The 21,185-nt window shown below is 63.2% G+C and carries 20 protein-coding genes and 4 tRNA genes; 8 read left to right on the top strand and 16 right to left on the bottom strand.

Going from position 1 to position 21,185, the window contains the following annotated elements; all coding sequences use genetic code 11:
• Positions 1 to 42 precede the first annotated feature (42 nt).
• Positions 43 to 1,047, top strand: coding sequence for a serine/threonine protein phosphatase (locus ACFXHA_RS29170; protein ID WP_379362165.1), 1,005 nt, complete (start codon positions 43 to 45; stop codon positions 1,045 to 1,047).
• Positions 1,048 to 1,110: 63 nt separating this feature from the next.
• On the opposite strand, the gene ACFXHA_RS29165 is transcribed toward ACFXHA_RS29170, so the two are convergent.
• From ACFXHA_RS29165 to ACFXHA_RS29150, 4 genes are all read right to left on the bottom strand, one after another.
• Positions 1,111 to 1,185: transfer RNA gene (locus ACFXHA_RS29165), tRNA-Val, on the bottom strand.
• 20 nt (positions 1,186 to 1,205) lie between these two features.
• A tRNA-Gly gene (locus tag ACFXHA_RS29160) sits at positions 1,206 to 1,278 on the bottom strand.
• Positions 1,279 to 1,688: 410 nt separating this feature from the next.
• Positions 1,689 to 2,585 (bottom strand): hypothetical protein, encoded by an 897-nt coding sequence (locus tag ACFXHA_RS29155; RefSeq protein WP_379362164.1) that lies wholly within the window; start codon positions 2,583 to 2,585, stop codon positions 1,689 to 1,691.
• 1,227 nt (positions 2,586 to 3,812) lie between these two features.
• Positions 3,813 to 4,607 (bottom strand): helix-turn-helix domain-containing protein, encoded by a 795-nt coding sequence (locus ACFXHA_RS29150; protein WP_379362163.1) that lies wholly within the window; start codon positions 4,605 to 4,607, stop codon positions 3,813 to 3,815.
• A 142-nt stretch (positions 4,608 to 4,749) separates the two neighbouring features.
• On the opposite strand from ACFXHA_RS29150, the gene ACFXHA_RS29145 reads away from it, so the two are divergent.
• On the top strand, positions 4,750 to 4,950 hold the full coding sequence (locus tag ACFXHA_RS29145; RefSeq protein ID WP_379362162.1) for a hypothetical protein: 201 nt from the start codon (positions 4,750 to 4,752) through the stop codon (positions 4,948 to 4,950).
• Between the two features lie 534 nt (positions 4,951 to 5,484).
• Here the strand turns inward: ACFXHA_RS29145 and ACFXHA_RS29140 are convergent.
• The 3 genes from ACFXHA_RS29140 to ACFXHA_RS29130 all read right to left on the bottom strand — a co-directional run bounded on the left by ACFXHA_RS29140 (position 5,485) and on the right by ACFXHA_RS29130 (position 6,372).
• Positions 5,485 to 6,003 (bottom strand): hypothetical protein, encoded by a 519-nt coding sequence (locus ACFXHA_RS29140; RefSeq protein ID WP_379362161.1) that lies wholly within the window; start codon positions 6,001 to 6,003, stop codon positions 5,485 to 5,487.
• Between the two features lie 202 nt (positions 6,004 to 6,205).
• Positions 6,206 to 6,280: transfer RNA gene (locus tag ACFXHA_RS29135), tRNA-Val, on the bottom strand.
• A 19-nt stretch (positions 6,281 to 6,299) separates the two neighbouring features.
• Positions 6,300 to 6,372: transfer RNA gene (locus ACFXHA_RS29130), tRNA-Gly, on the bottom strand.
• A gap of 247 nt (positions 6,373 to 6,619) precedes the next feature.
• On the opposite strand from ACFXHA_RS29130, the gene ACFXHA_RS29125 reads away from it, so the two are divergent.
• Positions 6,620 to 7,936, top strand: a complete 1,317-nt coding sequence (locus tag ACFXHA_RS29125) for a glycosyltransferase (RefSeq protein ID WP_379362160.1) — start codon at positions 6,620 to 6,622, stop codon at positions 7,934 to 7,936.
• A gap of 63 nt (positions 7,937 to 7,999) precedes the next feature.
• On the opposite strand, the gene ACFXHA_RS29120 is transcribed toward ACFXHA_RS29125, so the two are convergent.
• The 5 genes from ACFXHA_RS29120 to ACFXHA_RS29100 all read right to left on the bottom strand — a co-directional run bounded on the left by ACFXHA_RS29120 (position 8,000) and on the right by ACFXHA_RS29100 (position 13,035).
• Positions 8,000 to 8,884, bottom strand: coding sequence for a DMT family transporter (locus tag ACFXHA_RS29120; protein ID WP_379362159.1), 885 nt, complete (start codon positions 8,882 to 8,884; stop codon positions 8,000 to 8,002).
• A 100-nt stretch (positions 8,885 to 8,984) separates the two neighbouring features.
• On the bottom strand, positions 8,985 to 9,446 hold the full coding sequence (locus ACFXHA_RS29115) for a CPBP family intramembrane glutamic endopeptidase (protein ID WP_379362158.1): 462 nt from the start codon (positions 9,444 to 9,446) through the stop codon (positions 8,985 to 8,987).
• A gap of 241 nt (positions 9,447 to 9,687) precedes the next feature.
• Entirely contained in the window at positions 9,688 to 10,896 is a 1,209-nt protein-coding gene (locus ACFXHA_RS29110; protein WP_379362157.1) for a hypothetical protein, read from the bottom strand.
• Positions 10,897 to 10,904: 8 nt separating this feature from the next.
• On the bottom strand, positions 10,905 to 11,873 hold the full coding sequence (locus ACFXHA_RS29105; protein WP_379362156.1) for a hypothetical protein: 969 nt from the start codon (positions 11,871 to 11,873) through the stop codon (positions 10,905 to 10,907).
• 73 nt (positions 11,874 to 11,946) lie between these two features.
• Complete coding sequence (locus tag ACFXHA_RS29100) at positions 11,947 to 13,035, bottom strand: fused (3R)-hydroxyacyl-ACP dehydratase subunits HadA/HadB (RefSeq protein WP_379362308.1); 1,089 nt, start codon at positions 13,033 to 13,035, stop codon at positions 11,947 to 11,949.
• A 204-nt stretch (positions 13,036 to 13,239) separates the two neighbouring features.
• Between ACFXHA_RS29100 and ACFXHA_RS29095 the strand changes: the two genes are divergently transcribed.
• On the top strand, positions 13,240 to 13,989 hold the full coding sequence (locus ACFXHA_RS29095) for a type 1 glutamine amidotransferase (protein ID WP_379362155.1): 750 nt from the start codon (positions 13,240 to 13,242) through the stop codon (positions 13,987 to 13,989).
• Between the two features lie 16 nt (positions 13,990 to 14,005).
• Here the strand turns inward: ACFXHA_RS29095 and ACFXHA_RS29090 are convergent, their stop codons facing one another.
• From ACFXHA_RS29090 to ACFXHA_RS29080, 3 genes are all read right to left on the bottom strand, one after another.
• Positions 14,006 to 15,532 (bottom strand): serine hydrolase domain-containing protein, encoded by a 1,527-nt coding sequence (locus ACFXHA_RS29090; RefSeq protein WP_379362154.1) that lies wholly within the window; start codon positions 15,530 to 15,532, stop codon positions 14,006 to 14,008.
• 24 nt (positions 15,533 to 15,556) lie between these two features.
• On the bottom strand, positions 15,557 to 16,081 hold the full coding sequence (locus ACFXHA_RS29085) for a hypothetical protein (protein WP_379362153.1): 525 nt from the start codon (positions 16,079 to 16,081) through the stop codon (positions 15,557 to 15,559).
• A 136-nt stretch (positions 16,082 to 16,217) separates the two neighbouring features.
• Positions 16,218 to 16,562, bottom strand: coding sequence for a hypothetical protein (locus ACFXHA_RS29080; protein ID WP_379362152.1), 345 nt, complete (start codon positions 16,560 to 16,562; stop codon positions 16,218 to 16,220).
• A 254-nt stretch (positions 16,563 to 16,816) separates the two neighbouring features.
• On the opposite strand from ACFXHA_RS29080, the gene ACFXHA_RS29075 reads away from it, so the two are divergent.
• Positions 16,817 to 17,251: a VOC family protein gene (locus tag ACFXHA_RS29075; protein ID WP_379362151.1), complete on the top strand. Its 435-nt coding sequence runs from the start codon at positions 16,817 to 16,819 to the stop codon at positions 17,249 to 17,251.
• A gap of 22 nt (positions 17,252 to 17,273) precedes the next feature.
• On the opposite strand, the gene ACFXHA_RS29070 is transcribed toward ACFXHA_RS29075, so the two are convergent.
• On the bottom strand, positions 17,274 to 17,783 hold the full coding sequence (locus tag ACFXHA_RS29070) for a YbaB/EbfC family nucleoid-associated protein (protein ID WP_379362150.1): 510 nt from the start codon (positions 17,781 to 17,783) through the stop codon (positions 17,274 to 17,276).
• 60 nt (positions 17,784 to 17,843) lie between these two features.
• On the opposite strand from ACFXHA_RS29070, the gene ACFXHA_RS29065 reads away from it, so the two are divergent.
• The 3 genes from ACFXHA_RS29065 to ACFXHA_RS29055 are packed head-to-tail and all read left to right on the top strand — an operon-like array spanning position 17,844 to position 21,174.
• A complete protein-coding gene (locus ACFXHA_RS29065; RefSeq protein ID WP_379362149.1) occupies positions 17,844 to 18,149 on the top strand; it encodes a hypothetical protein in 306 nt (101 codons plus the stop codon).
• Positions 18,149 to 20,500, top strand: a complete 2,352-nt coding sequence (locus ACFXHA_RS29060) for a WXG100 family type VII secretion target (protein ID WP_379362148.1) — start codon at positions 18,149 to 18,151, stop codon at positions 20,498 to 20,500. The genes ACFXHA_RS29065 and ACFXHA_RS29060 overlap by 1 nt, the downstream gene beginning before the upstream one ends.
• Complete coding sequence (locus ACFXHA_RS29055; RefSeq protein WP_379362147.1) at positions 20,497 to 21,174, top strand: hypothetical protein; 678 nt, start codon at positions 20,497 to 20,499, stop codon at positions 21,172 to 21,174. Before ACFXHA_RS29060 ends, ACFXHA_RS29055 begins: the two co-directional genes overlap by 4 nt.
• Positions 21,175 to 21,185: the final 11 nt, after the last annotated feature.

Raw genomic sequence — 21,185 nt, 5'->3', positions numbered from 1 at the left:
GGGGAGCGGGCCGCCCAGTCGACGCGATGGCAGGATCTTGTGATGACGGGTCTGCGCAGCGAGGGCTATCGGAGACTCTCGGCCGGGTTGGCTTCCCTCGGTGACAGCGACCTCGCGGAGCTGATCGGCAACGGCCGGGGGCACAGCGTCGGGGTGGGCGGTGGGGCAGCGGTTTTCGATTTCGGTGGGGTGCCGGTGTTCGCCAAGCGGATTCCGCTGAGCGATCGGGAGCTCGACCAGCCGGGCAGCACCGCGAACCATTTCGACGTGCCGCTGCACTGCCAGTACGGTTTTGGTGGGCCGAGCTCCAACGCCTGGCGGGAACTGGCCGCGAATCGCATTGTCACCGAGGCCGTGCTGGCAGGGGAGACGCAGGCGTTCCCGATGCTGTACCACTGGCGGGTGCTGGACGGACGACCGCCGATCGCGGCCGAGCACGCCGACATCGCCGCGGTCGTCGCCGCACAGGGCGGGTCGGCGGCGGTACGCACCCGGCTCGAGGCAGTCGCCGATGCCCGATCCAGCCTCGCACTGTTCAGCGAATACATCCCCCACGATATTTCGGAAGTGCTGCGAGACAACCCAATCGGCAAGGCCATCGCCGTCGAACGGCAACTGTCGGAGATCGTGACCTTGCTGCGTGACCGCCAGTTACTGCATATGGACGCACATTTCGGCAATATCCGCAGCGACGGCGCCCGCATCTATCTCACCGACTTCGGCCTCGCAACCTCACCGAATTTCGACCTCTCACCAGCCGAACGCGCCTTCGTCGCCCGTCACGCCACCTACGACTCCGACTACACCGCAATGCGATTGGTCAACTGGCTGGTCACCGACGTCTGCGGAATGCCAACCCCGGCCCACGACGGAGCCATCGCCCGCAACGAGTACGTCCGCCAGTGCGCCACCGGCCGGATACCCGTCGACGTGCCGTCACCGGTGGCCGACATCCTGACCCGCCACGCGCCGGCCGCCGCAGCCATGAACGCCTTCGTCTGGAAATTGTTCGACGGTGAATGGAACACCGAATACCCCGTCCGGTGAGATCGAGCAGGCCGGTCCCCGCTGTCGAAAAGACCCGGAGCCGGGGCCAATCTGGTCGAATTATGGTGCGCGATACTGGGATTGAACCAGTGACCTCTTCCGTGTCAGGGAAGCGCTCTCCCGCTGAGCTAATCGCGCAGGACGTAGATCGTTCTTTGAGCGGATGACGAGATTCGAACTCGCGACCCTCACCTTGGCAAGGTGATGCGCTACCAGCTGCGCTACATCCGCACGCTCGCCCGGCCTTGTGGGCCGATCGGCTTGCGGGACAAAACATTAGCGTATGAGTGGGTGGTGAATGCAAATCGCCAGCAAAACGGGGTGATTCGGGTGTGTCGACCCGAGGTTGTGAGGCGACCTCGTGCGGCCGGGTGGTTGTCGTCCAGCTGGCCAGGCGTGTGGCGATGTGAGGCGGTCGGATGCAGGAGACGCGACGGAATCGGGTGAATATGACAAGGCTGGCGGGATCGGCGCTGCGCCGTGACCGTTCGACGCTCGGAAACACCGATATCTCAAACGGGCGAACACCCAGACGAGGAACCCACCACCCCCGATCATCCAGTCACCCCAGCCCCGAAGCCGGTCTTGTTGGCTACCAACGTAAAGATGGCGAGGTGATCCTCCATATTCTCAGACGAAGATCAGGTAGCAGGCGGCAAAGGCGCGCAGAATTCGGCTAGAGCTTTGTAGCCGCCGGACTGGTATACCGCCTGGGCCTGTTCTAATTGTGTGTGAGTCAATTTCGGGAGTCGCCCATTGCTGGTGTGGCAACTTGTCGCGAAATGGGGCACAGTCCAGGAATAGTCGCCAGGCGCGGCGGGGCCTTCGATTCCGCCCCCGACTGCGCTGGTGACCGCGAAGGGCTGGCCGTGATTATCGATGGTCATGCTACGCGGTCCACTTGGGCCGACGTAATCGACCCGGTAGGTGAAACGGCAATAGCCTTGTCTGGCAGAGACTCTCATGTACAGTACATCAGTTTCATTGTCGGGCAGTGAGATCAGGCCACCGGTATCGAAGTAGTCTGGGTGATCAATCGTCTTGCCCGCGTTGTCGGTCCCCGTCTGGTCGAGGGTCGGCCTCGGATCATCGATGCGCGTGCTGAACGTGAGGCTGGAATCTCCGCCCCCTCCACTTTCCACCATTCCCCAGCCTTCCTCCAATGGTGGGTCGCAACGGTTTCCGGCCACGACGGGAGTGATGTTCGTGATCTTCACTGGAGTGCTTCGAGTGGCAGAGATCGTGATTCGGATGAACACCTCCCCGATTCGCACCGCACCCGGCAGCTTCACAAGCTCGCCGTACCGGCCGTCGGAGAGGCCGGTCAGATCCGTATTTGCAGGGACAACTACGCTCCCGACGTAGCCGACTGTTGCGTCGACTTCGATCACGTGGATATCCGCGCCGATCCGATCGGTGCCCTTGGTGATGTACTTACCGGCTATACCGGTGACGGCGGTCCCCGCTGCGGCCACGATGAGCGCAGCAAACCACACGACGGGTTTGCGGATGAACGTCCATCTTCGCTGAGCTGGCACCGTAGGAGGGGAAGGGGTGACTCTGGGACGAATGCGGTTCGGAACGCGCCGTTTCTGTGTTGTCACCTCTCGAGTCTTAACACAGGGGTGAGTTCTGTTGTGGCGCAAACGCTCCAACGGACAGCGCGATAACGCGTGGAAGGCCGCTCCGCCGCCGAGAACGGCTCCCGGCAAGGACGAATTCCGTCCAACTCCAGGGCTCGTGAAGACGTGTCAGGGCTCCCGGACGGACCTGGAGATCATGAACAACGGCGCCGCAGTGTGGCACATGCATGTCGGGACGCAGCACTCAGGCCTGGTGAAACTGGGCCAGTGCTTGTCGAATTATGGTGCGCGATACTGGGATTGAACCAGTATCGCGTTAATTCCCCTCATGGGCGCCGGTTGACACGTACGGTCAAGCATTCGGAAGGACCCGGAGATCATGACCGACTCCGACACCATCACCGGCCTACCTGTCACCGCCCTGGAAACACCTGGACCGCAATTCGATCCCAGCATCCCGATGTTCCAAACGTCGTGCTGACCGTTGGGTCCGGATCAACCTGCGGCAGTGAACTGACGCTCGGGCACTTCGCGCCGAACAGGTGGGTGGACGGTGAGTACGAGCTACACGAGCTGTTCATTGGTGGAGAAGGGCTTCAACGAGGCGTGGTCGATGTGCTTGGCACCATGCTGCACGAGGCTGCTCATGGCGTCGCGGTCATGCGAGAGATCAAAGACACCAGCCGCCAAGGCCGTTGGCACAACGAGCGATACCGCACTCGGCGAAGAACTCGGGCTCACCTTGGCGCACCATGACAGGATTGGATGGTCAATCACCACCGTGCCGGATCGAACCCGCCAACTCTATCGGGACGAGCTAGACCAGTTGGCGTTCGCCTTGGTTGCCTATCGCCGACGTGAGCCGGAGCGGCGCGGTGGTCGAAAGTCCAGTAACAACGGGTTGGCAGCAGAATGCGAGTGCGGTCGAAAGATTCGTGTAGCTCGCAGTGTATTTGAAATCGCGGCTATTATTTGCGGCAATTGCGGTGGGCGATTTACGGCCGACGTCTAAATGGGCTATAAGATGCAAACGGTGGCCAGAATAGCAGAAGAACCCAGTGGAGACCGGGTCGACCTGACGAATTCCGACGTGCAGCACCTTCGGTATAGAGCGACTACCTTTCTTGATTGGCATGTGAGACCGTTTAAGAAAGTTATTCTTCGACCTGACCTTCTCGCCGGTCACTCACTATTGATTTTTGTGAATCTTCGACGCCACTCTTTCGCATAGCCTATAAAGTCCTCGCTACCGAAAGCGTTTATGACGTATTCAACGCTTGACGCAATGCGGTAACATGAGTGCACCGAGTTGACTGGGCGGAATGGGTCATCGGGATTGAACTCGACGATACCTTTCTCGATAAGTTGCTGAAGAACGGTTCTCCGTATTGATTCGCGTGTATTTGTGGAATATTCATGCGCGTATTCATCGCGTATCCAATCTATGATCCCTCGGAGTTGAACCAGGGGCCTTTCGGCTCGATTCCAGTCGGATTTCAGGCCAACGTTGCACATTGCTAGAAATGTGTAGGCGGCCATGTCTGTTGCACGTTCGGGATCGTACCCAAGTGCGACCAGAATCGTACTGGCCTCGGCTGTGCGCTTAATCCGGAGACGTGCAATATCGACATATTCTTGTTCGATAATTCTGGGGCGCAGGACATTAGCGCTTTCGAAATCAGGCACAAGACGAGCATGGTTGCCGAGGTTGATCAGCAACTCTTCCGTTGACCTTCTTTTCTCGGCCCACTCGGCAACGTTTCCTCCCCATCCTCGTACTATTCGCTCCAATGCGTCTCGTCCTGGAAGTTGTCGCCCCTCGAGCCAGGCGTAATAAGTAGTGCGTGAAATAGCTCCGGATTTGCAGGTTTGAATCATTGTTCCGGAGCTTCCCGCTTGATCTCGTAGCCGCCTTAGTTCCGCGGCGAACGCGTGCAGGGGTTCGCCAGGGTCGAGGCGTTTCGGACGGCGTCCCACCGTAACCTCCATAATCCTGTTTATTCTGGGATAGTACTGCGTAGTCCCGAGATGTGCTGAGGTTATCCCGATACATAGACATGCCTCTGAGCTGCGCCGATTGTTCCTCTAGGCGATCGTGTGGATCCACAGGAGGTTCAACATGCACTACCCACTTACGGTTCGGCTGCTGCTGATGGCGGTGGCGATGCTCACAGCGCTTGTCATTGGGATGTTCGCGGGTGGCCTTGCACACCTTGGAAGCAAAAGGTGGACCAAGGCCCTGGCCACAGGTGGTACTGCATTCAGCGCGGCATTGACTCTGGCGTTGATGGTTCTTGAGAACCTCGGTGCCTTCGGGTGACGTAGCAGTACAGACATTTGAGCGGTTGCTCCCTGGTCATGACAGCGATGCCGAGGAGGTAACCTGCCAGAGATGCGACAGGCAGTTGGTACTTCTGAAGTCGGTCCGATCGTGTCTGGGCTGAGCCAGACTGCGTTCGACGTGTTGTAGATGCGAGCGCAGTTGGCCGTCCTCAGGGGCACTGACCGTGCTTAGTAACGCCCTGTATCGGCGCGCCGCGCTGGAGCTCTTCCTGCGGGGCTCCGGATTGCCTTGCGGCAGTTCTTGATCTGGCACGTATCTGGCATGCGAAGGTACTCAAGGCACATACACACTGGTCAAGCTGCGCCCTCGGCAGGATTCGAACCTGCGGCACCCGCCTTGGGAATGTGGTCTAAGGCCTGGTTTGTCGAGTCCGCCTGGTGTTGGTGTCGTTGGGGCGGTCCGGGACGGTTCTGCCGGGTGCTTGTGCGGACCTGCTGCGGCCTCGCTGATCTCCGCCTTGGAAATGGGGATCTAGTTCGGTTACCAATCAGAGTGCTGTCTGGCCGAAGTTCAGCCAGCGACAATCCGACGTACTTGGTCCAAGTAGTTCCCGCGCGCGACGATGATCTCGTCAATCAGGTGGTCGAGATCGTTGGCCGCCGGCGACGAAGCGTCATGGTGGGTTTGCTCGTCATTACGTTTCGCAGACCATGCCAAGCGCTGTGAGGCGTACCGTAGGGCGCCGATGCTTGTGTCGAGATCAGCAGGTGCTGCGAGCTGCGCTGCACTACTGGATTCGACTAGGGCTACGAGTAGTTGAGCGTAGCGAACCTTGGCAGCTTCCGTGTCGACAGTCTCTCCGCGCGCTGTTACGCGCAGCAGTTCCTCAGTCTCTTGGATGAATCGATCGGCATGCTGAAGTAGGTCCAGGAGCGCTGCGTACTGACGGTCTGCAACTGCTTGGATCCTCGTCGAGTCTGCAATCTTTCGTTGGTTTCGTGCGGTGAGCCAGTTCGCTGCAAGCGTGACGCCGCCGCCTGTGAGGGTTCCGGCGAGGCCGAACAGTGCGGGCGCGAGCTCGAATGCCATGCGAAACAAGGTAACTTGAATGCGGCGCGGGGGGCCTCACATTGGGTGGAGCTAGTCAGCGCGGGGCGCCGTCCTTACCTTGGCCAGGCGACGTACCTGGTAGGTGTATCTCAGTTCAGATTGAGTTCACTGGCCTCAGTTCAGGTTGAGTTCACGACAGCAGAAAGGCCCGGTGGGAACCGGGCCTGATCTGGTCGAATTGTGGTGCGCGATACTGGGATTGAACCAGTGACCTCTTCCGTGTCAGGGAAGCGCTCTCCCGCTGAGCTAATCGCGCAGGGCGTGAATCGTTTTTGAGCGGATGACGAGATTCGAACTCGCGACCCTCACCTTGGCAAGGTGATGCGCTACCAGCTGCGCTACATCCGCACGCTCACCCGGCCTTGTGGGCCGATCGGCTTGCGGGACAGAACATTAGCGTATGGGTGGGTGGTTGATGCAAATCGCCTGGAAATCGGGGGTTTCGGGCGTGGCGGAGGGGGAGGGGGGAAGTGGTCGGCAACCGTTGTGCCGGGAACTCCTTCCCACTCCACCATAGCGCGGGCGACGGGGCTTGCCGCAAGACCCCGTCAGTGGGCTATAACTGCTGGTCGGAGAGCGAATGGGAGGAGTTTCGATGCGAGTTCTGCTGTCGACGATCGGGTCGCGGGGCGAGGTGCAGCCGATGTTGGCGCTGGGGCTGGAATTGGCTCGGCTGGGGGCTGAGGTGCGGTTGTGTGCGCCACCCGATTTCCGGGATCTGATCGGGGGATTCGGACTCGAATTCGTGCCGGTCGGGCCGGAAGTGAGCAAGGCGGGGGCCGTGCGAGGGGCGGTCCCGACGCTTCAGGAGCGGCGCGACATGATCGCGGGCACCGTGGCGGATCAGTTCGAGGCGGTCGGTGCGGCGGCCGCCGACTGTGAATTGCTGATCGGTTGCGGAGCCTTGCAGATCGCGGCTCGATCCATCGCCGAACTGCGTGATATCCCTTACTTCTACGCCGCGTACGCCGCGAACACCCTTCCCTCTGAGCACCTTCCGCCCCCGCCCCTGGGCCCCGGCGTCGACACCACCGCCGACAACCTCACCCAGTGGAAACAGGATGCTGACCGCTGGAACGCCCTCTGGGCCGAACCCCTCAACGCCCGCCGCACCGCCCTGGGCCTGACTCCGGTCACCGATGTCCGCGACCACATCTTCACCGACCACCCCTGGCTGGCCGCCGACCCCGTCCTCGGCCCCTGGCCGGAGCCTGCCGACTCCGACCTGACTCGATCCGAATCCCGACCGTCGGCAGCGGAACTCGCCGGCAGCGGAGTGGGTCTGGCCGATGCTGATCCGCTGCCACGTGACCGGCAGTGGGGGAGCGGACTCGACGTCTGGCAGCCCGGCGCATGGATGCTGCGCGATCAGCGACCGCTCGCCGCCGAGATCGAGCGCTTCCTGGCCGCAGGAGAACCGCCCGTCTATTTCGGTTTCGGCAGCATGCACATGGCACCCGAAACCGGCCGCGCCGCCCTCGACGCCGCCCGCGCGTTGGGTCGGCGTGCGGTGATCCTGCGCGGCTGGTCAGGCCTGAATGTGCGCGACGACGCCACCGACTGCCTGGTCATCGGCGACGTCGACCACCAGGCCCTGTTCCCTCGGGTAGCGGCCGTGGTCCACCACGGCGGCGCGGGCACAACCACCGCCGTTGCCTGCGCGGGTGTGCCGCACGTGGTGGTGCCGCAGCGCTTCGACCAGTACTACTGGGCCGACCGGGTGGCGAGCCTGGGTATCGGATTCGCCCACGCCCCAGGCGAAGTCACCGCCGCCACCCTGGTCTCCGCCCTCGAGGACGCCCTCGCCCCGGAGACCGTCATGCGTGCCCGCGAACTCGCGCCTGCTCTCCGGACCGACGGCGCAACGCGCGCCGCCCAGCGGATCCTCTCGCTCGCCCCGAACGGTTCGTAACCGCGTCGCGGGTGGCCTGGAACCGACCGGTCCGAGGCGGTTCCGGTCACCGGCCCCAACGGCTCAAACGGCCGGTTGGTCGGCGGCCGTTTCAGCCTCGGCCACCGGTGCGGCCTGCGCGCGGGAAAGCCGCACGGCCGCAACACACATCACAATCACCGACACCCCCACGAAGGCGGTGCCGACCGGCCCGCTGCGCAACCGCTCATCGAGCACCGACATCCCCAGCACCGCCGCACCCAGCGGTTCGGCGACGGTGAACGCCGGCAGCGACGCCGACAACGGCCCCACCTGATAGCCGAGCTGTTGCACATACAGTCCGAGCATGCCGCAGGCGACCAGCACATACAGCTCCCAGCCGGTGAACGCGACCGAGATGCCGTGCCCGAACTGCTTGGTGACACTCGCGGTCAGCGCCGCTGAGATCCCGAACAGCAGTCCGGCCGCCGAACCCAGCAGCAGGGCTTGCAGCGTCGGCACTTTCACCGTCGTCGCGACCGCGATGGCCGCCACGATCACCACGATCAGCAGTCCCAGCGGCAGCAGCCACCGATGCCACGGCGCATCCGGCACGCCCTCGGTCGGCTCACCCACCACCAGGAAGCAGGCCAGCGCGATCGACAGCGCCGCCGCCTGCGCCCACATCACCCCGGTCACGCGTCGCCCGCTGTAATGCGCGGCCAACGGCAGCGCGAACACCAGTGCTGTCACCAGAATCGGCTGCACCACCAGCACCGACCCCAAGGCCAGCGCCGCCACCTGGAACCCGAATCCCCCCGCGTCCCCGATCAACCCCGCCACCCACCGCGGATTGCGAATCAATTTGGCCAGCAGCGCATCCCCTTCGGGCACATCCGCCGCCGCCCGCTGCTGCGCCACCGCAGACACAGCGAACAACACGGCCCCGACGAACGCGCACACGACCGCGGCAATAGGTAGGTTTCCCACCCGGCCAGTCTGCCCGACCACAAGTTCCCGGTGGGTCGGCGACCCCGCCTCGCGCCCCGGACAGGATTGAGCGCGCGGCCTCAGCCGGATTCGGCTCGCCTCAGGCTGGACCGGCGGTCAGCGAGTAGCGGGCCGCCGGCGCGGCACCGTGATAGAAGTACCGCCCCAACCCGACGGTGAAGATCAACTGCCCGTACAGCGCATGCTCGGCCGACGCGGTGAACAACGACCGGGTCTGCAGATACCGGGCGGCGAACAGCCACCCCCCGACGGTACTGGCCGCCACCGAGAACCAGCTGCCGAAAACGATGTGCACATACCCGAACGCCGCCGCACTCGCCGCGACCATCGCCCGCCCCTCCCCGAACACCGGCGCATACCGATGAAACAGGAACGACCGGAAGATCAACTCCTGCGGATACACACTCAACGCCGGATACAACACCATCACCGCCAGCCACAGCAACGGATTCCGCCGCGGCAACGCGAACAGATCCTCCCGCCGCAGCACCGCAGTCGCCGCCGTCAACGCCACCGCATTGGCCGCCGCCGTCACCGCCATCGACTTAGCCTGCTCCGGAAACGCCCCCGCCCGCCACAACGACCCCCGATCAAACCCCTTCGACCTGCGCAGATAAACAGTCACCCCGGTCCCCAACACCAGCAACGCCGGAATCGGCGGCTTCCCCCGCAACACCGCGTTATACAACGTCGTCCCCCCGAAGAACAACGCCACATACTCAGCAGCCAGATAAACCCGCCGCCACCGCCGAATCCTCATGGCTAGAGCCTAATTCGCCGATTCAATCGTTGCAGACCAGCAGGTCGACGCGAGCGCTGGGTGAACCGTCCCAGGAGTCCTCCACCCGCCACACCGAGCGGATCCCTAGTGATTCGAGAAACCCGACGTACACCTCGCCGATCGGTCCACCAAACAACGCCACGAGGTCGAAATGCGGTTCGTGGTAGAAGAAATGCCTAGCGAAGGTGAGGGAGCCGGCCGCAGCTTGGACCGCTGCGGTGACATTTCCATTCTGGATGACTCGGGGTGTTACGACCCATCGGCGTGACCCACGGCCGAGGACTGTTTCGCTTGTTCTCGAGTCGGTCAGCAGCCTGAAGCCGTTCAGCACTGTGGACAATGCGAAGCCCTCAACCAGCCGTACCTGCTCGTTGGTCTTGGTGCGAATATGGGCCTTGATGGCGGAGAACAGGACTTCTTCACTACTCGGCCGGAACTGCGCCAGATCGATGGCAGAGTCGTCAGGGTCGAGAGCGATCGGGTCGTTCGGAGCGACCGCGTTGTCGTACGGCTCTGACGCCCTCCATCGAATCTGCTCCGCAAGTGCGAACATTTCGTCCGGCCGAGTAAGGAAGGCTGCCACCACTTCCTTGTCCAGTGCGCCGCCGTTGCTGCTTCGTCGGCGTGAATCTGGATGGCAGTCGGATAGATTCATCATCTTCGACCTGACCGAGCCGGTGCTGCGGAAGTGCTCGAACTGTCCCGCATTGGGATGGATTCTCAACTGCCGCAGCAGATCCGACAGCTGCTGGACCTCAGGGTGATTGACGTCCAGCTCGCGCCAGTTGTGCCGAGCCGTGAGGTCGCAGGCCAGCACCAATTCGGGCCAGGCCCACAGCGGAGGTCGTCGTTTCCGATGAGCCGAAATATCGTCGAGCGTCGGCTCGGCACCGACGTCGAGACCGGGCATGGACGAGGAGCTGGACGGAGTCGATTGACGCTCGACCTCGAATCCGAGGGCACGGAGCGACCTGGCGACGGTTGCATCGCCACCGCTGAAATCCTTCGGCTGTAGCGCTGTACACCCGGGCATATGACCGTGTGCTGCACCGGCGATGGCCTTCGAGTCGTAACGTCGACCCTCGAGCACCAGAAAATACGCCCGTGCAGGGCCGAAACCGTACTTGGCCAAGAAGTCGGCGCGACCCAATGAGTCGAACTCGCGGATCGCGCAGAGCACTGCGTCATTGGATAGATCGTGGAGGCTCACGATTCAGTTCACCGCCCGACCCAGACGAGATCGGCAGGTATGGGTAGGCCGGGTCGTGTCGACAGGAGATACCCCGTTCCCGCCAACTCCGCACCGTATTCGCTTTTCGCATAATGCAATTCGGTCATGAACCGTATCCGCTTCTCAGGAGGATCGTAAGGCATCGTGAGTAATTCGGAAGGTGTCGCCGCGTCGATTTCGGAGTGCCCGCCTAGGCCGAGCTTGGCGAGGATGTAGGCAAGTTCCGGTCCTGCTGCCTCGGCAGCCATCAACAAGTAGCTGATCCGCAGCAGCACTCTGGCGCGAGTTGTGGTCTGGAAGTAGTTCGAGTCGACGGCCTGGCTGAGCATGCCTGCCGACACCAGGGCTGGGACTCTGGTGCGAACCGTTCCTTCCTTCGCGCCCACGGCCCTCGCCAGATCAGGGAAGTTCACGAATCCCTTCGCAGCGACGTAGTCCAAAACCGCGAGCAGTAGGCCGGGCACCGCGGTGTTCAAGAGGAGCAGATCGATATCTGTCGAGCTCAGATGCCCGAAGGTGACGTTCAACAGCAGGTCGTCGACCATCTGAGATTTGATCTCATGGGCCACCAAGCGACGCTCGTCATCGTTGTCGGCATCGAAGCTGGGGTAACGCAGGTGACGGAGCAGTCCGACCCGGTCGGGCAGCTGTACCCGAGCCTTGTGCAGGAACTCTTGTACTCGGACGATATGACGAGCCTCATCCGAGTACAGGTAGACCGGCAGGTGGCTATCGGAATCATGCAACAGCGATGCGAGATCCTTGTCGATGCCGGCCGCATGGTGAGTAAGGGTCTGCCCCACGAGGTTTCGTGAATGATCGCTGGTCAAGGTGCATGCGAAGTCGAAGACTCCACGGTCGGCCTCGGCGTATCCGAAGACCTCGGAGCGGGACATCTCTTGCGCGCAGCTGATGAATACACCGGTGACGAAGTCGTGCTCGACGGATCTGGCCACCAGACATGTCTACCCGGTGCCACCGACACAACGCCCGAGCCGGCCTGCAGGGCCGACCCGGGCGAAACGGGTATCAGGACAGCTGGACGACCGCGGTGGCGCGGCCGAAGATCTTGCGGCCCTGGTGGGTTGCGGTGATCGCGACGGTGGCGAGGCCGGTTTGCGGGTCGAGGGACTTGATTTTGGCGGTGTATTCGATTGCCGAGGGTTCGGCGTCGGTGACGTAGACGGGGTTGCTCATGCGGACGCTGTACTGCTTGAGCGCGCCGGGGTCGCCGAGCCAGGAGGTCACGAAGCCGGCTCCGTAGGCCATGGTGAGCATGCCGTGGGCGACCACGCCGTGTTCGAGGCCGACGAGTTGGGCGGCGCGCGCGTGCCAGTGGATGGGGTTGGCGTCGCCCGCGACACCGGCATAGCGGACCAGGTCGCCGATGGTGAGTTGAACTGTGCGAGCGGGGAGTTCGTCGCCGACGGCGACCGTGGCGGCCGGCCGGGAGTGGGTGCTGCGGTAGGTGGCGAGGGTCGGGTTCCACGTGGGCAGCTCGGTGCGGCGAGGCGCGCGGCGGATGAAAGTGTCCATGCCGCGGTGCACGATTTCGCCGATGAGCTGGTTGGCTTCGGCGTGATCGTCGGAGCGTTCGGAGCGGGCGATGACACTGGTGCTGCCGGTCATCACCGCTTCCCCGTGCTGATCGGTGATGACGTTCTCGAACACGAACATATCCCCGCCGAACGCCTGCCGGAACGACGTCAGGGCGACATTGCTGATCAGCCGATCGCCGACCAGGATCGGGCGGTGGAAGTCGAGCACCTGATCGGTCTGCACCGACGCGCGCAGGTCGTAGCCGGTGAGCATGCCGCTCATCGCGTGCTGCACCGGCGCGGCCAGCAGGGAGGCGAAGGTCGACGTCGCGGGCAGGGCCGGATAGCCGAGTTCGGCGGCCGCGTGCTCGTCCCAATGCGCGGGATGATCATCCTGGACGGCGGCCGCGTATTCGCGCACCTTCTCCCGTCCGACCTCGTAATAGCCGTCGAGCTGAAAACGCCGATCCACCATCGAGACCGCGTGTGCGATCGGGTCGAAGGTCGCGGGCTCAGCCAATTCTGTGGACTCGGCCATCCCGGTGGCGATGGACTCGGCCATCTCGGCGTCGGATTCCATAATGCGCAAGACGATCCCCTCTGTCGTGGAAGACGAACTGACGGAAATCAAGCGACCCTGCGCTCGAAGAGAAGGGAGGCCGCGATCGACGCACCGGCCCCGCCCGCATCCGAGCCATCGATGTCGGGCGGTAGCCACCGGGGGGAGACCCTCGAGGCGGCATGCGAAGAATAGCCACCCGCGTCGTTCGGCAATACTGCAGGGATGGCCTCCGACAGCGTTCTGATCATCCAACACCTGGAAGTAGAGAAACCCGGTGCGATCCTGGAGGCGCTGCGCCAGCACGCGATCCCCACGACGACCCGCATCCTCACCGCGGAACCGGGCGTCTCGGCCGACGACCTACCCCCGGTCGGCGAGCTGGCCGGCCTGGTCGTCATGGGCGGCCCGATGAACGCCGACGAACTCGACACCTATCCGGCCCTGAAACTCGAACGCGAATTGCTCACGCGCGCACTGGAACTCGAACTACCGACCCTGGGCATCTGCCTCGGCGCGCAACTGCTGGCCCGCGCCGCCGGCCTGGCCGTGTACTCCGGCGGCCACGGCTACTCCGATGAACTCGGCTGGGCCCCACTGCGCAACGTGGACCGCACCGACCCGCTGGTGGGCCCGTTCGCGGACGCCCCCGCCGTCCTGCACTGGCACGGCGACCGCATCCGCCCCGACGCCACCGTATCCGTGCTCGCCACCACGGATTCCACTCCCGTGCAAGCCTTCCGGGCCGGGCCCGCCGCCTGGGGCCTGCAGTTCCACCCGGAAGTCGATCCGGCGCTGCTGGATCAATGGCTGGCCGAACCCGATTTCGCCGCCGAAGCCCGCCGCGCGCACGGCCCGGACGCGCTCGAGCTCCTCCGTGCACAGGCCCGGGAAGCCTTCCCCGCACTGCGCCCACTGTTCGAGCGCAGCATGAGCCACTTCTGCGAGATGATCCGCGCCCGGACCGCCGGCTGACTCGGCGGGACGAAAACTACTGTCCCGCCGGTGAATCACAGGCCGCGGGCCGCTCCGCGCCGAGCAGGAACTGGCAGATCCAGGTCGGCATGACCCGCCACTCCCCGTCGGCGGGGATGAGCGGCATCTCGAAGGGCGACGTGACGGATCCGTCGGTGAGGGTTCCGTTGGCTATCAGCAGATCCGGCCGCAACACGTGCACGCCCTGGATCTGGTAGCGGGTCGGGTCCGTTGCATTCGCCGCGGCCCAGGCCCGCATGATGTCACCTTTGCTGTCTCCCGCGATCCGCAGCGCGGTCTCGCTCGCAGGCGCGGACTGCAATGAATTCACCAGTCGCGCATCGATATCCGCGGTACTCGGCACCGCCGGGAACTTGACCGCCGGATCCGAAGCGGGCGTACCGCTCGTCCCGGGATACAGCGCGTCGACGAGATCGAGCCACAGCGCCGTCGCATCGATCGGCAGCAATTGCCGTGTCGCGGGTCCGTACTGGTTGACGGCGACCACGACGGTGACCCGTTTGTCCGGTAGATAGCCGAGCTGAGAAGTGAACCCGAGCGTCGCCCCGGTGTGCCCCAGCCACTGTCCGGCCCGCATCATCCCCAGCCCGTAACCCACCGCTCCGCCGTCCAATGGCGTGAACGTGGTCCGGGCCCGGAAAGTCTCCGGCGTCAACAGCGAACCCATGCCGAGCTGTGGCCCGTACAGGGCCAGATCCGAAATCGTCGACACCATCGACCCGGCCGCGCCGTACAGCGACGGCGGCACCCGGTTCGTCACATCGACGAGAGTGTTCTGATCGAAGCTGTAACTGCTCAAATACGGTGCGGGAAGCGTGTTGTCGGCGGTATAGGTCGTCCCGGTCAACGCGAAATCGCGGGCGGTATCGTCGAGCACCTCCCGCACCGGCTTGCCGGTCACCTTCTCCAGCACCAACCCCAGCAGATAGAACTCCGAATTCGAGTAGTGGGTCTGCTGATTCGGCGGCTTCGCCAGCTCCGGATGCGCGGTGATCGCCCGCAGGGTATCGCCGTCGTTCCATGCCGTGGCCGGAGTCGGCGCCAGGGCCTGTGCCAGGAAATCCTTGTCCTGGTCGAGTGCGTACACGCCCCCGCGCATACCCAGCAGATCCGCCAGGGTGATGGTGGTCCCGTTCGGCACACCCGGCACGTACTGTTCGAGCGTGTCGGTGAGCTTGATCCGCCGGGAATCGGCCAGCCGCAGCACCGCCGTCGCCGTGAACGTCTTGGTGATGCTGCCGATCCGGAAGTGATCCGACACGTCCGCGGCCCGTTTCGTCACCGTGTCGGCGAGGCCGTAGGCATGCACATAGGTGCCCCGATCCGGGTCGACTATCGCGACCTCGGCTCCTGGAAACAGGCCCCCCGCAAGATGTTCGGCGACAATCGCATCGATCTTGGCGGTGAGCGCGGCATCCAGCCCCCGCACACCCCCGCCCGGAGCCGGCGCGCACGCCGACACCAGCACACCGACGCAGGCCAGCGCTATCGCGGCGGCGGCCCTCCCAATTCCGATCCGCACGTTGAACCTCCCCCTCCAGGGGAATCAACGTAGCGCGGAAGACTCCTGGGAGCCAAGCGAATTCGCGTGCCGACGGTTGTATCCGGCCCACAGCAGCGCGACCACCAGCCTGCGCCATGCCGTCCCGCCCGCCCGCATCCACCGCGGCCACGGGCCCCGATGCTGCGGCCCCACGGCGTGCGCCCCCGCAGGTCCGAGGGCGGACCGCGCCGGGGAATCCCCGGCGCCGCTGTCCGCCCTCGCCTGCGGATGCTGGATCCGGTCCCGCTCGAAGATCCGCGCGGCCAGCCGCACCACCACATCCTCGAGCCCGAGCCCGATCGATTCGGCCCGCAGCGTCGCCAATTCGAGTGCCAGCTCGCCCTCGATCGCGCTGGGATCACTGAGCATCTCGTCCAGCGCCATCCCGTCGATGGCCTGCTCCTGCGTCAGATCCCAACCCGGCAGCCAGCTGAGCACCCACGCGCCGCCCCGCGGACCGGGCACCAGGTGCGCAGTCTCGGGCGTCATATCGCTGGTAATCGCGCGACCGGAAATTCGGAGCGACATGGCCATCCACTCTCTAGGCGGGACTCTGCCGATCAATCTACGGCCACGCCCTTGGAACTCTCTACGAATTTCCTTGCATACCCTGTGAAGTGAGGGCGAACATACCTTGTGAAGACGGACATACCTCGCAAATTTATTACGGCGCAGGTACGTTGATGACGATTTGGTCCGGCGACGGGTTCGTACTCACCGACACCGCGACCCGCCCCGAACCCGACAGCGTGAAAAATGCTGCGTTCCAGCCGTAGTGGCCGTCGTACTCGGTGTTCTTCGTCTCGGTATCGTTGGCACCGGAATCGAGATTGGTTATCGTAACCGTCACCGGGATCCGGCAGTTGCTGCCGTTGTTCGGTGCGGCCGAACCCAGCGGATTCGCGGCGGCATCCACCTTGAAACTCACCGTCACCCGCACAGAACTGTCGATGAAGTTCGCGAAATCGCCGGCCTGCTGCCCCTGATTGGCCATCACCTCGGCGGTCATGGTGCCCGCGCACCCCATGCCCTGATCGACATGCGCCGGATCGAAATTCAAAGGCCCGTCGGCGGACGCCGTCCCGCTCGACAGTACGAACACGACCACCGGCAAAACCGACACTGCCGCACACTTCGAAATGCCACGCATCATGACTCCTGTCCTCGCGGATCTGCGGAAACACGGTGATCATCCAAGCAGGGGCCCACGCTACTCCGTGCGCTCAGCGCCGATCCGTCGCACTCCGCCTCTATGGTGAAGCGATGACATCGGTCAAACAGATCCAGGTCACCTTCGACTGCGCGAACCCCGAACGAGTCGCCCGATTCTGGTGCGAGGTACTGGGTTACGTCGTCCCACCCCCGCCCCCGGGCTTCGCCGACTGGACCGCCTTCGACCGCTCCCTGCCACCCGACCGCCAGGGTTCCGCCTTCGCCTGCGTCGACCCCACCGGCGTCGGCCCCCGCCTATTCTTCCAGCGGGTACCCGAGGGCAAGGTCGTCAAGAACCGCCTCCACCTCGACGTGCGGGTAGGCACCGGCCTCGTCGGCGAGCAACGCCTGGCCGCCCTCGAAGCCGAATGCGTCCGACTGGAGAAACTCGGCGCAGTCCGCGTCGAACTGCTGCGCGCCGACGGCTACAACGAATCCTGCCAGGTGATGCAGGACGTCGAAGGCAACGAATTCTGCCTCGACTGAATATCGGACCGACATCGAGGAGTCACTCGGCGGCGATGCGGGATTTGCCGCGGTATTCGTACTCGTCATCCCAGCCGGCGTTCTCGGAACTGGACGGCGATGGTGCCATGATGCGTGCAAGGGTGTCGCGGGCAGCGGTGGAGGCTGCCTGTACATCGTCCCGAGCGATGATCGCGTCGAGTTCGGTTCGAATGTCCTGCTGCGCGGTCGTGTGCGCCTGTCGAATCAGTTCGAGGAGGCTCGCGACGAGTCGGTCGGTGTGGTCATCGGCGCCGGCGATCCGCCAGTTGTGCACGGTGCCGTCCGCACTCACGGCCACGGTGATCCAGCCATCGGCCGAAGTGGCGGTGGCAGTGTGAGTCCGGATCGCTGCCTGCAAGCGTTCGGAGTCGTCTGCGACTGCATCCAGCGAGGAGCGGTTACGCGCATGAATGTGATCAGTCACGGTGAAGTCCTCTGCTCGGTGGTCCTGGCTGTCGAACCTCATCGCGAGGGCGCAGCATGACTGAACGGCGTTGCGAAGTAAGCGCAACTAAGTTTGTATCATCACCCGAACCGATCACTCAGCGTCGGTGGCAAAGGGGGCGTGCAAATGGGTGGGCATCTGGAAGTGGATCCGGAGCGTGTGCGCGCGTTGGCATCCGGGTTCAAGAATGCCTCGACCACGCTCGGCGGGATGAGCGACCACGATTCGGCCGACCAGATCACCGCGGGTTTGGGCGATACCGGCGTCGGCGGGGCTTGCGCGGCCGCAGCAACGGTCGTCGGCGGTGCATTCACCGCCATTTCTGGTCACTACGACACGCTGCACACCCATGCCCACAGTGGCGCCGACGCATACCTCGCGACCGAAGATGTATCGGTCGACAAGTTCACCAGCCTTGGGGACTCGGTCTGATGGGTACGCCGACCATCTCTCAGGTGAAGGCGTGGGACCCGGGCACACTCAACACCCAAGCCGGCGAGTGGGAACAGAAGGCGAAGACTCTCGGCGACACCCTGGACGCCGCGGCACGTTCGGTCGACGGCTCCCACCATTATTGGATCGGTGATGCGGGCGATTCGATGCGGGACCGCCACGACGAAATCCACGGCGATGCAAAAACAGTCAAGAAGGCACTCGAGGACGGTGCGACAGCCGCTCGTAATGGGGCCACCGCAATTCAGAACGCCAAGACAACTTTGCTGAACCAGGTTAAGAACGCTGAAGACTCGGGGTTCACCGTCAGCGATACCGGTGAGGTGAAGGTGAGTACCGGCTGGCTGCTCATTCTCCAGTACGCCGGCAATGACAAGACCACTCTCCAAGCAAGCCTGGAGCACCGAGCACAGGAGTACCAGAAGACGATTCAGGCAGCGTTGACCGATTGCGGTACGGCCGACGACCAAGCGATGACCGCGGTCAACAACGCCTTCGCGGATCTGACCACCACCCAGATTCAACAGCCGACTACAGATCAGCTCGACCAGTTGACCGCCGACCAGGCACGCAAGGATCTTCAAGCGCTGAAGGACGGCTCCAAAGATCCGGCCCTGCTGGCGCGAATCCGTTTGGCCACCACACTGTCTGACTACGACAAGCAAGATCTGGGCAACGGTGGCACTGTCGGCCTCGCTCAATTCCCGTATCTTCAGGCGTTCACTCAAGGTATGAACGGAATGTCCGGCGAGGACATCACCAAGCTGAGCAACGGTGACGACCAGGTAAAAGCAGCAATTGCCAACGATTTCCGCATCGTCTCCGACCCCCAGGTCCACAGCCTCGACGGCAGTGCCACCGGCGGCATGAAGCAGCTGCCCGACACGGTCCAGCATGTTCTGACCGAGGACCCCAGCACCCTCGCGCAAAAGCCGACAACGGCGGGCCGGTACGGAAACACCGACCGCTACGACCCGAACTCGGACTCGTACAAACGAGATACCAAGGACCTCAAAGCCGTAACGGATCTGATGGGCCACGGTGACACGTCCATCCAAGGCAGCGACATCAACCGAGGGATGATCAAGCAGGCCGCCGAGCTCGCTGGCACCGAGACCGATTCCGGTTCCGACCGCAGCAAACTGGCCAACAGCTTGCTGGAGAACGCCGCCAACGACCATATCGCCGTTCATGACGCCGTTCGCGGCGACAACATGGATATCACCTGCACACCCGGTGGCCACTACAACGCGGACTCTCACGTCTTGGAAATCCTTCAGCACCCATGGAGTTCGGATCAGCATGGTGCTGAGCACATGTTCGGCTGGATCGGCGATGCCGCGACGAAAAACCCTGCGGGTAGCTTCGTCAATAATCTGGGCGGAGAAACCGCTGACCATCTGGCGCACGTCCTCGCCGACCATTCCGGCAGCCTGGCCAAGAACATGCCGAACACTCAGGACTTGTCACTGGGTGCCGTCAATCCCGCACTGACGCGTGTACTGGCCAACTCGATGGTTCCCTATCTGGGAAACTTCGTGACCGTGGATACCGCCAATTCGCCGTATCTGATCAACCACACGGCTCGCCCCTTCGATACGGCAACCAACCTCTCGCACATGTTCGAAGTCCTGGACTCGGACCCCGAAGCAGCGAAGATCGTCAACGCCGGCGGAACCCAGTGGAACGACTACCTCACCTACAAGGCTGGACTCGATACTCAGAACGCCCCTGCGCTCGGGCATATGGCGGGGCACCTCGAGAACGCGATGACCGCCGGCATGGACAATCAACTCGACGATCTGGGTAAAAAGGATGCATATCAGTACGCCTTGAAGTACGGCGACATGTCAGCTGCCGCCGACTCCGTTGCAGCACTCACCAATCTGCTGCCGGGGGCGGGACCTGTTACCGCCACATTGTCGGCCACTGCCGACACCTGGTTCAAAGACAAGGTTTTCACGATCCCCTATGATCCGACCAGTGCACCCCCGCCGGACTGGAGAATCGAATCACTGAAGAGTCATGTCGAGAGTCTCATCATCCCCGATGATGCCAGGACGGAATACGAACTCGCACAGGGATACTCCCAGCATGATCCCGGAGTACGGTCGAGCTTCAACGAACCCGACGGGTCAACGCTGCTCGACGACTGGCAGAAAGCGCAAGAACGGCGCGATCATTTGGACAACGACTATACGAGGTTCAAGAATTCAGTACCCGACGGGCAATGGATCGACCAGTTCACCAAGAACCGCGACAGCCGTGACGACGTGATCAATCGAGTAGACGGCGCACGCCCCAATGGACAGAACGGACCTGTGAAATGATCAAAACGCGCGCAGGCGCACTCTGGGTGGCCGCTGTCGTTCTCGCGGTCGGTACCGGATGCGCCGCGGTCGATGATCATCCGAAGCAGTCATCGCCGTCCACGACCACCATTGCCGTGCCTCCGCCGAAGGTTCGATTCGCTTACCAATGGGCGCAGATGACAGTCGACCCATCCACGCCGGAGGCGACCTTCACACGGGCGATCATGGAGTCGAGCGACCTGATGAAAACCACTGGTAAGTCATCTGCCGCTTACCCCGGGTTCTGGGATGCGGTGGGCAAACTCTTCTTCCAGAGGGACTCCGAACCGCATCTGCCGGAGGCTGGACAATCGATCCGAATGGGGATTGCCCGGTTGGAAAAGGTGCAACCCACACTTTCTCGCGCATGGGTCTGCGATTGGGGAACGGCGTCGAATTGGGAACAGCGCACGCCGATCATGTGGGTGCTGGATTTCCAGACCGACGGAACACCGGCGCCGCCGGCGCAACAGTCCGGACCCGAAAAGCGGCCGGCAGCAAACATCTTCGGCGGCTGGAAATTGACGTACTACAACATGCTCAATGACTCGCCCGAACTCGATCCCGCACTTGCCGACGAATGTCGCAACTACCCGGTGCCCTCCGCCGCCGATCCGGCGACTCCGTCCCCGGGCTGGCCCACATCGAAGTGAGTCGGCCAAGG

Origin of the sequence: Nocardia sp. NPDC059240 (genome assembly GCF_042753865.1) — a bacterium.
GTDB lineage: Bacteria > Actinomycetota > Actinomycetes > Mycobacteriales > Mycobacteriaceae > Nocardia.
Note: the sequence above shows the minus strand (reverse complement) of the source record. Positions and strands in the feature narration are given on the sequence as shown.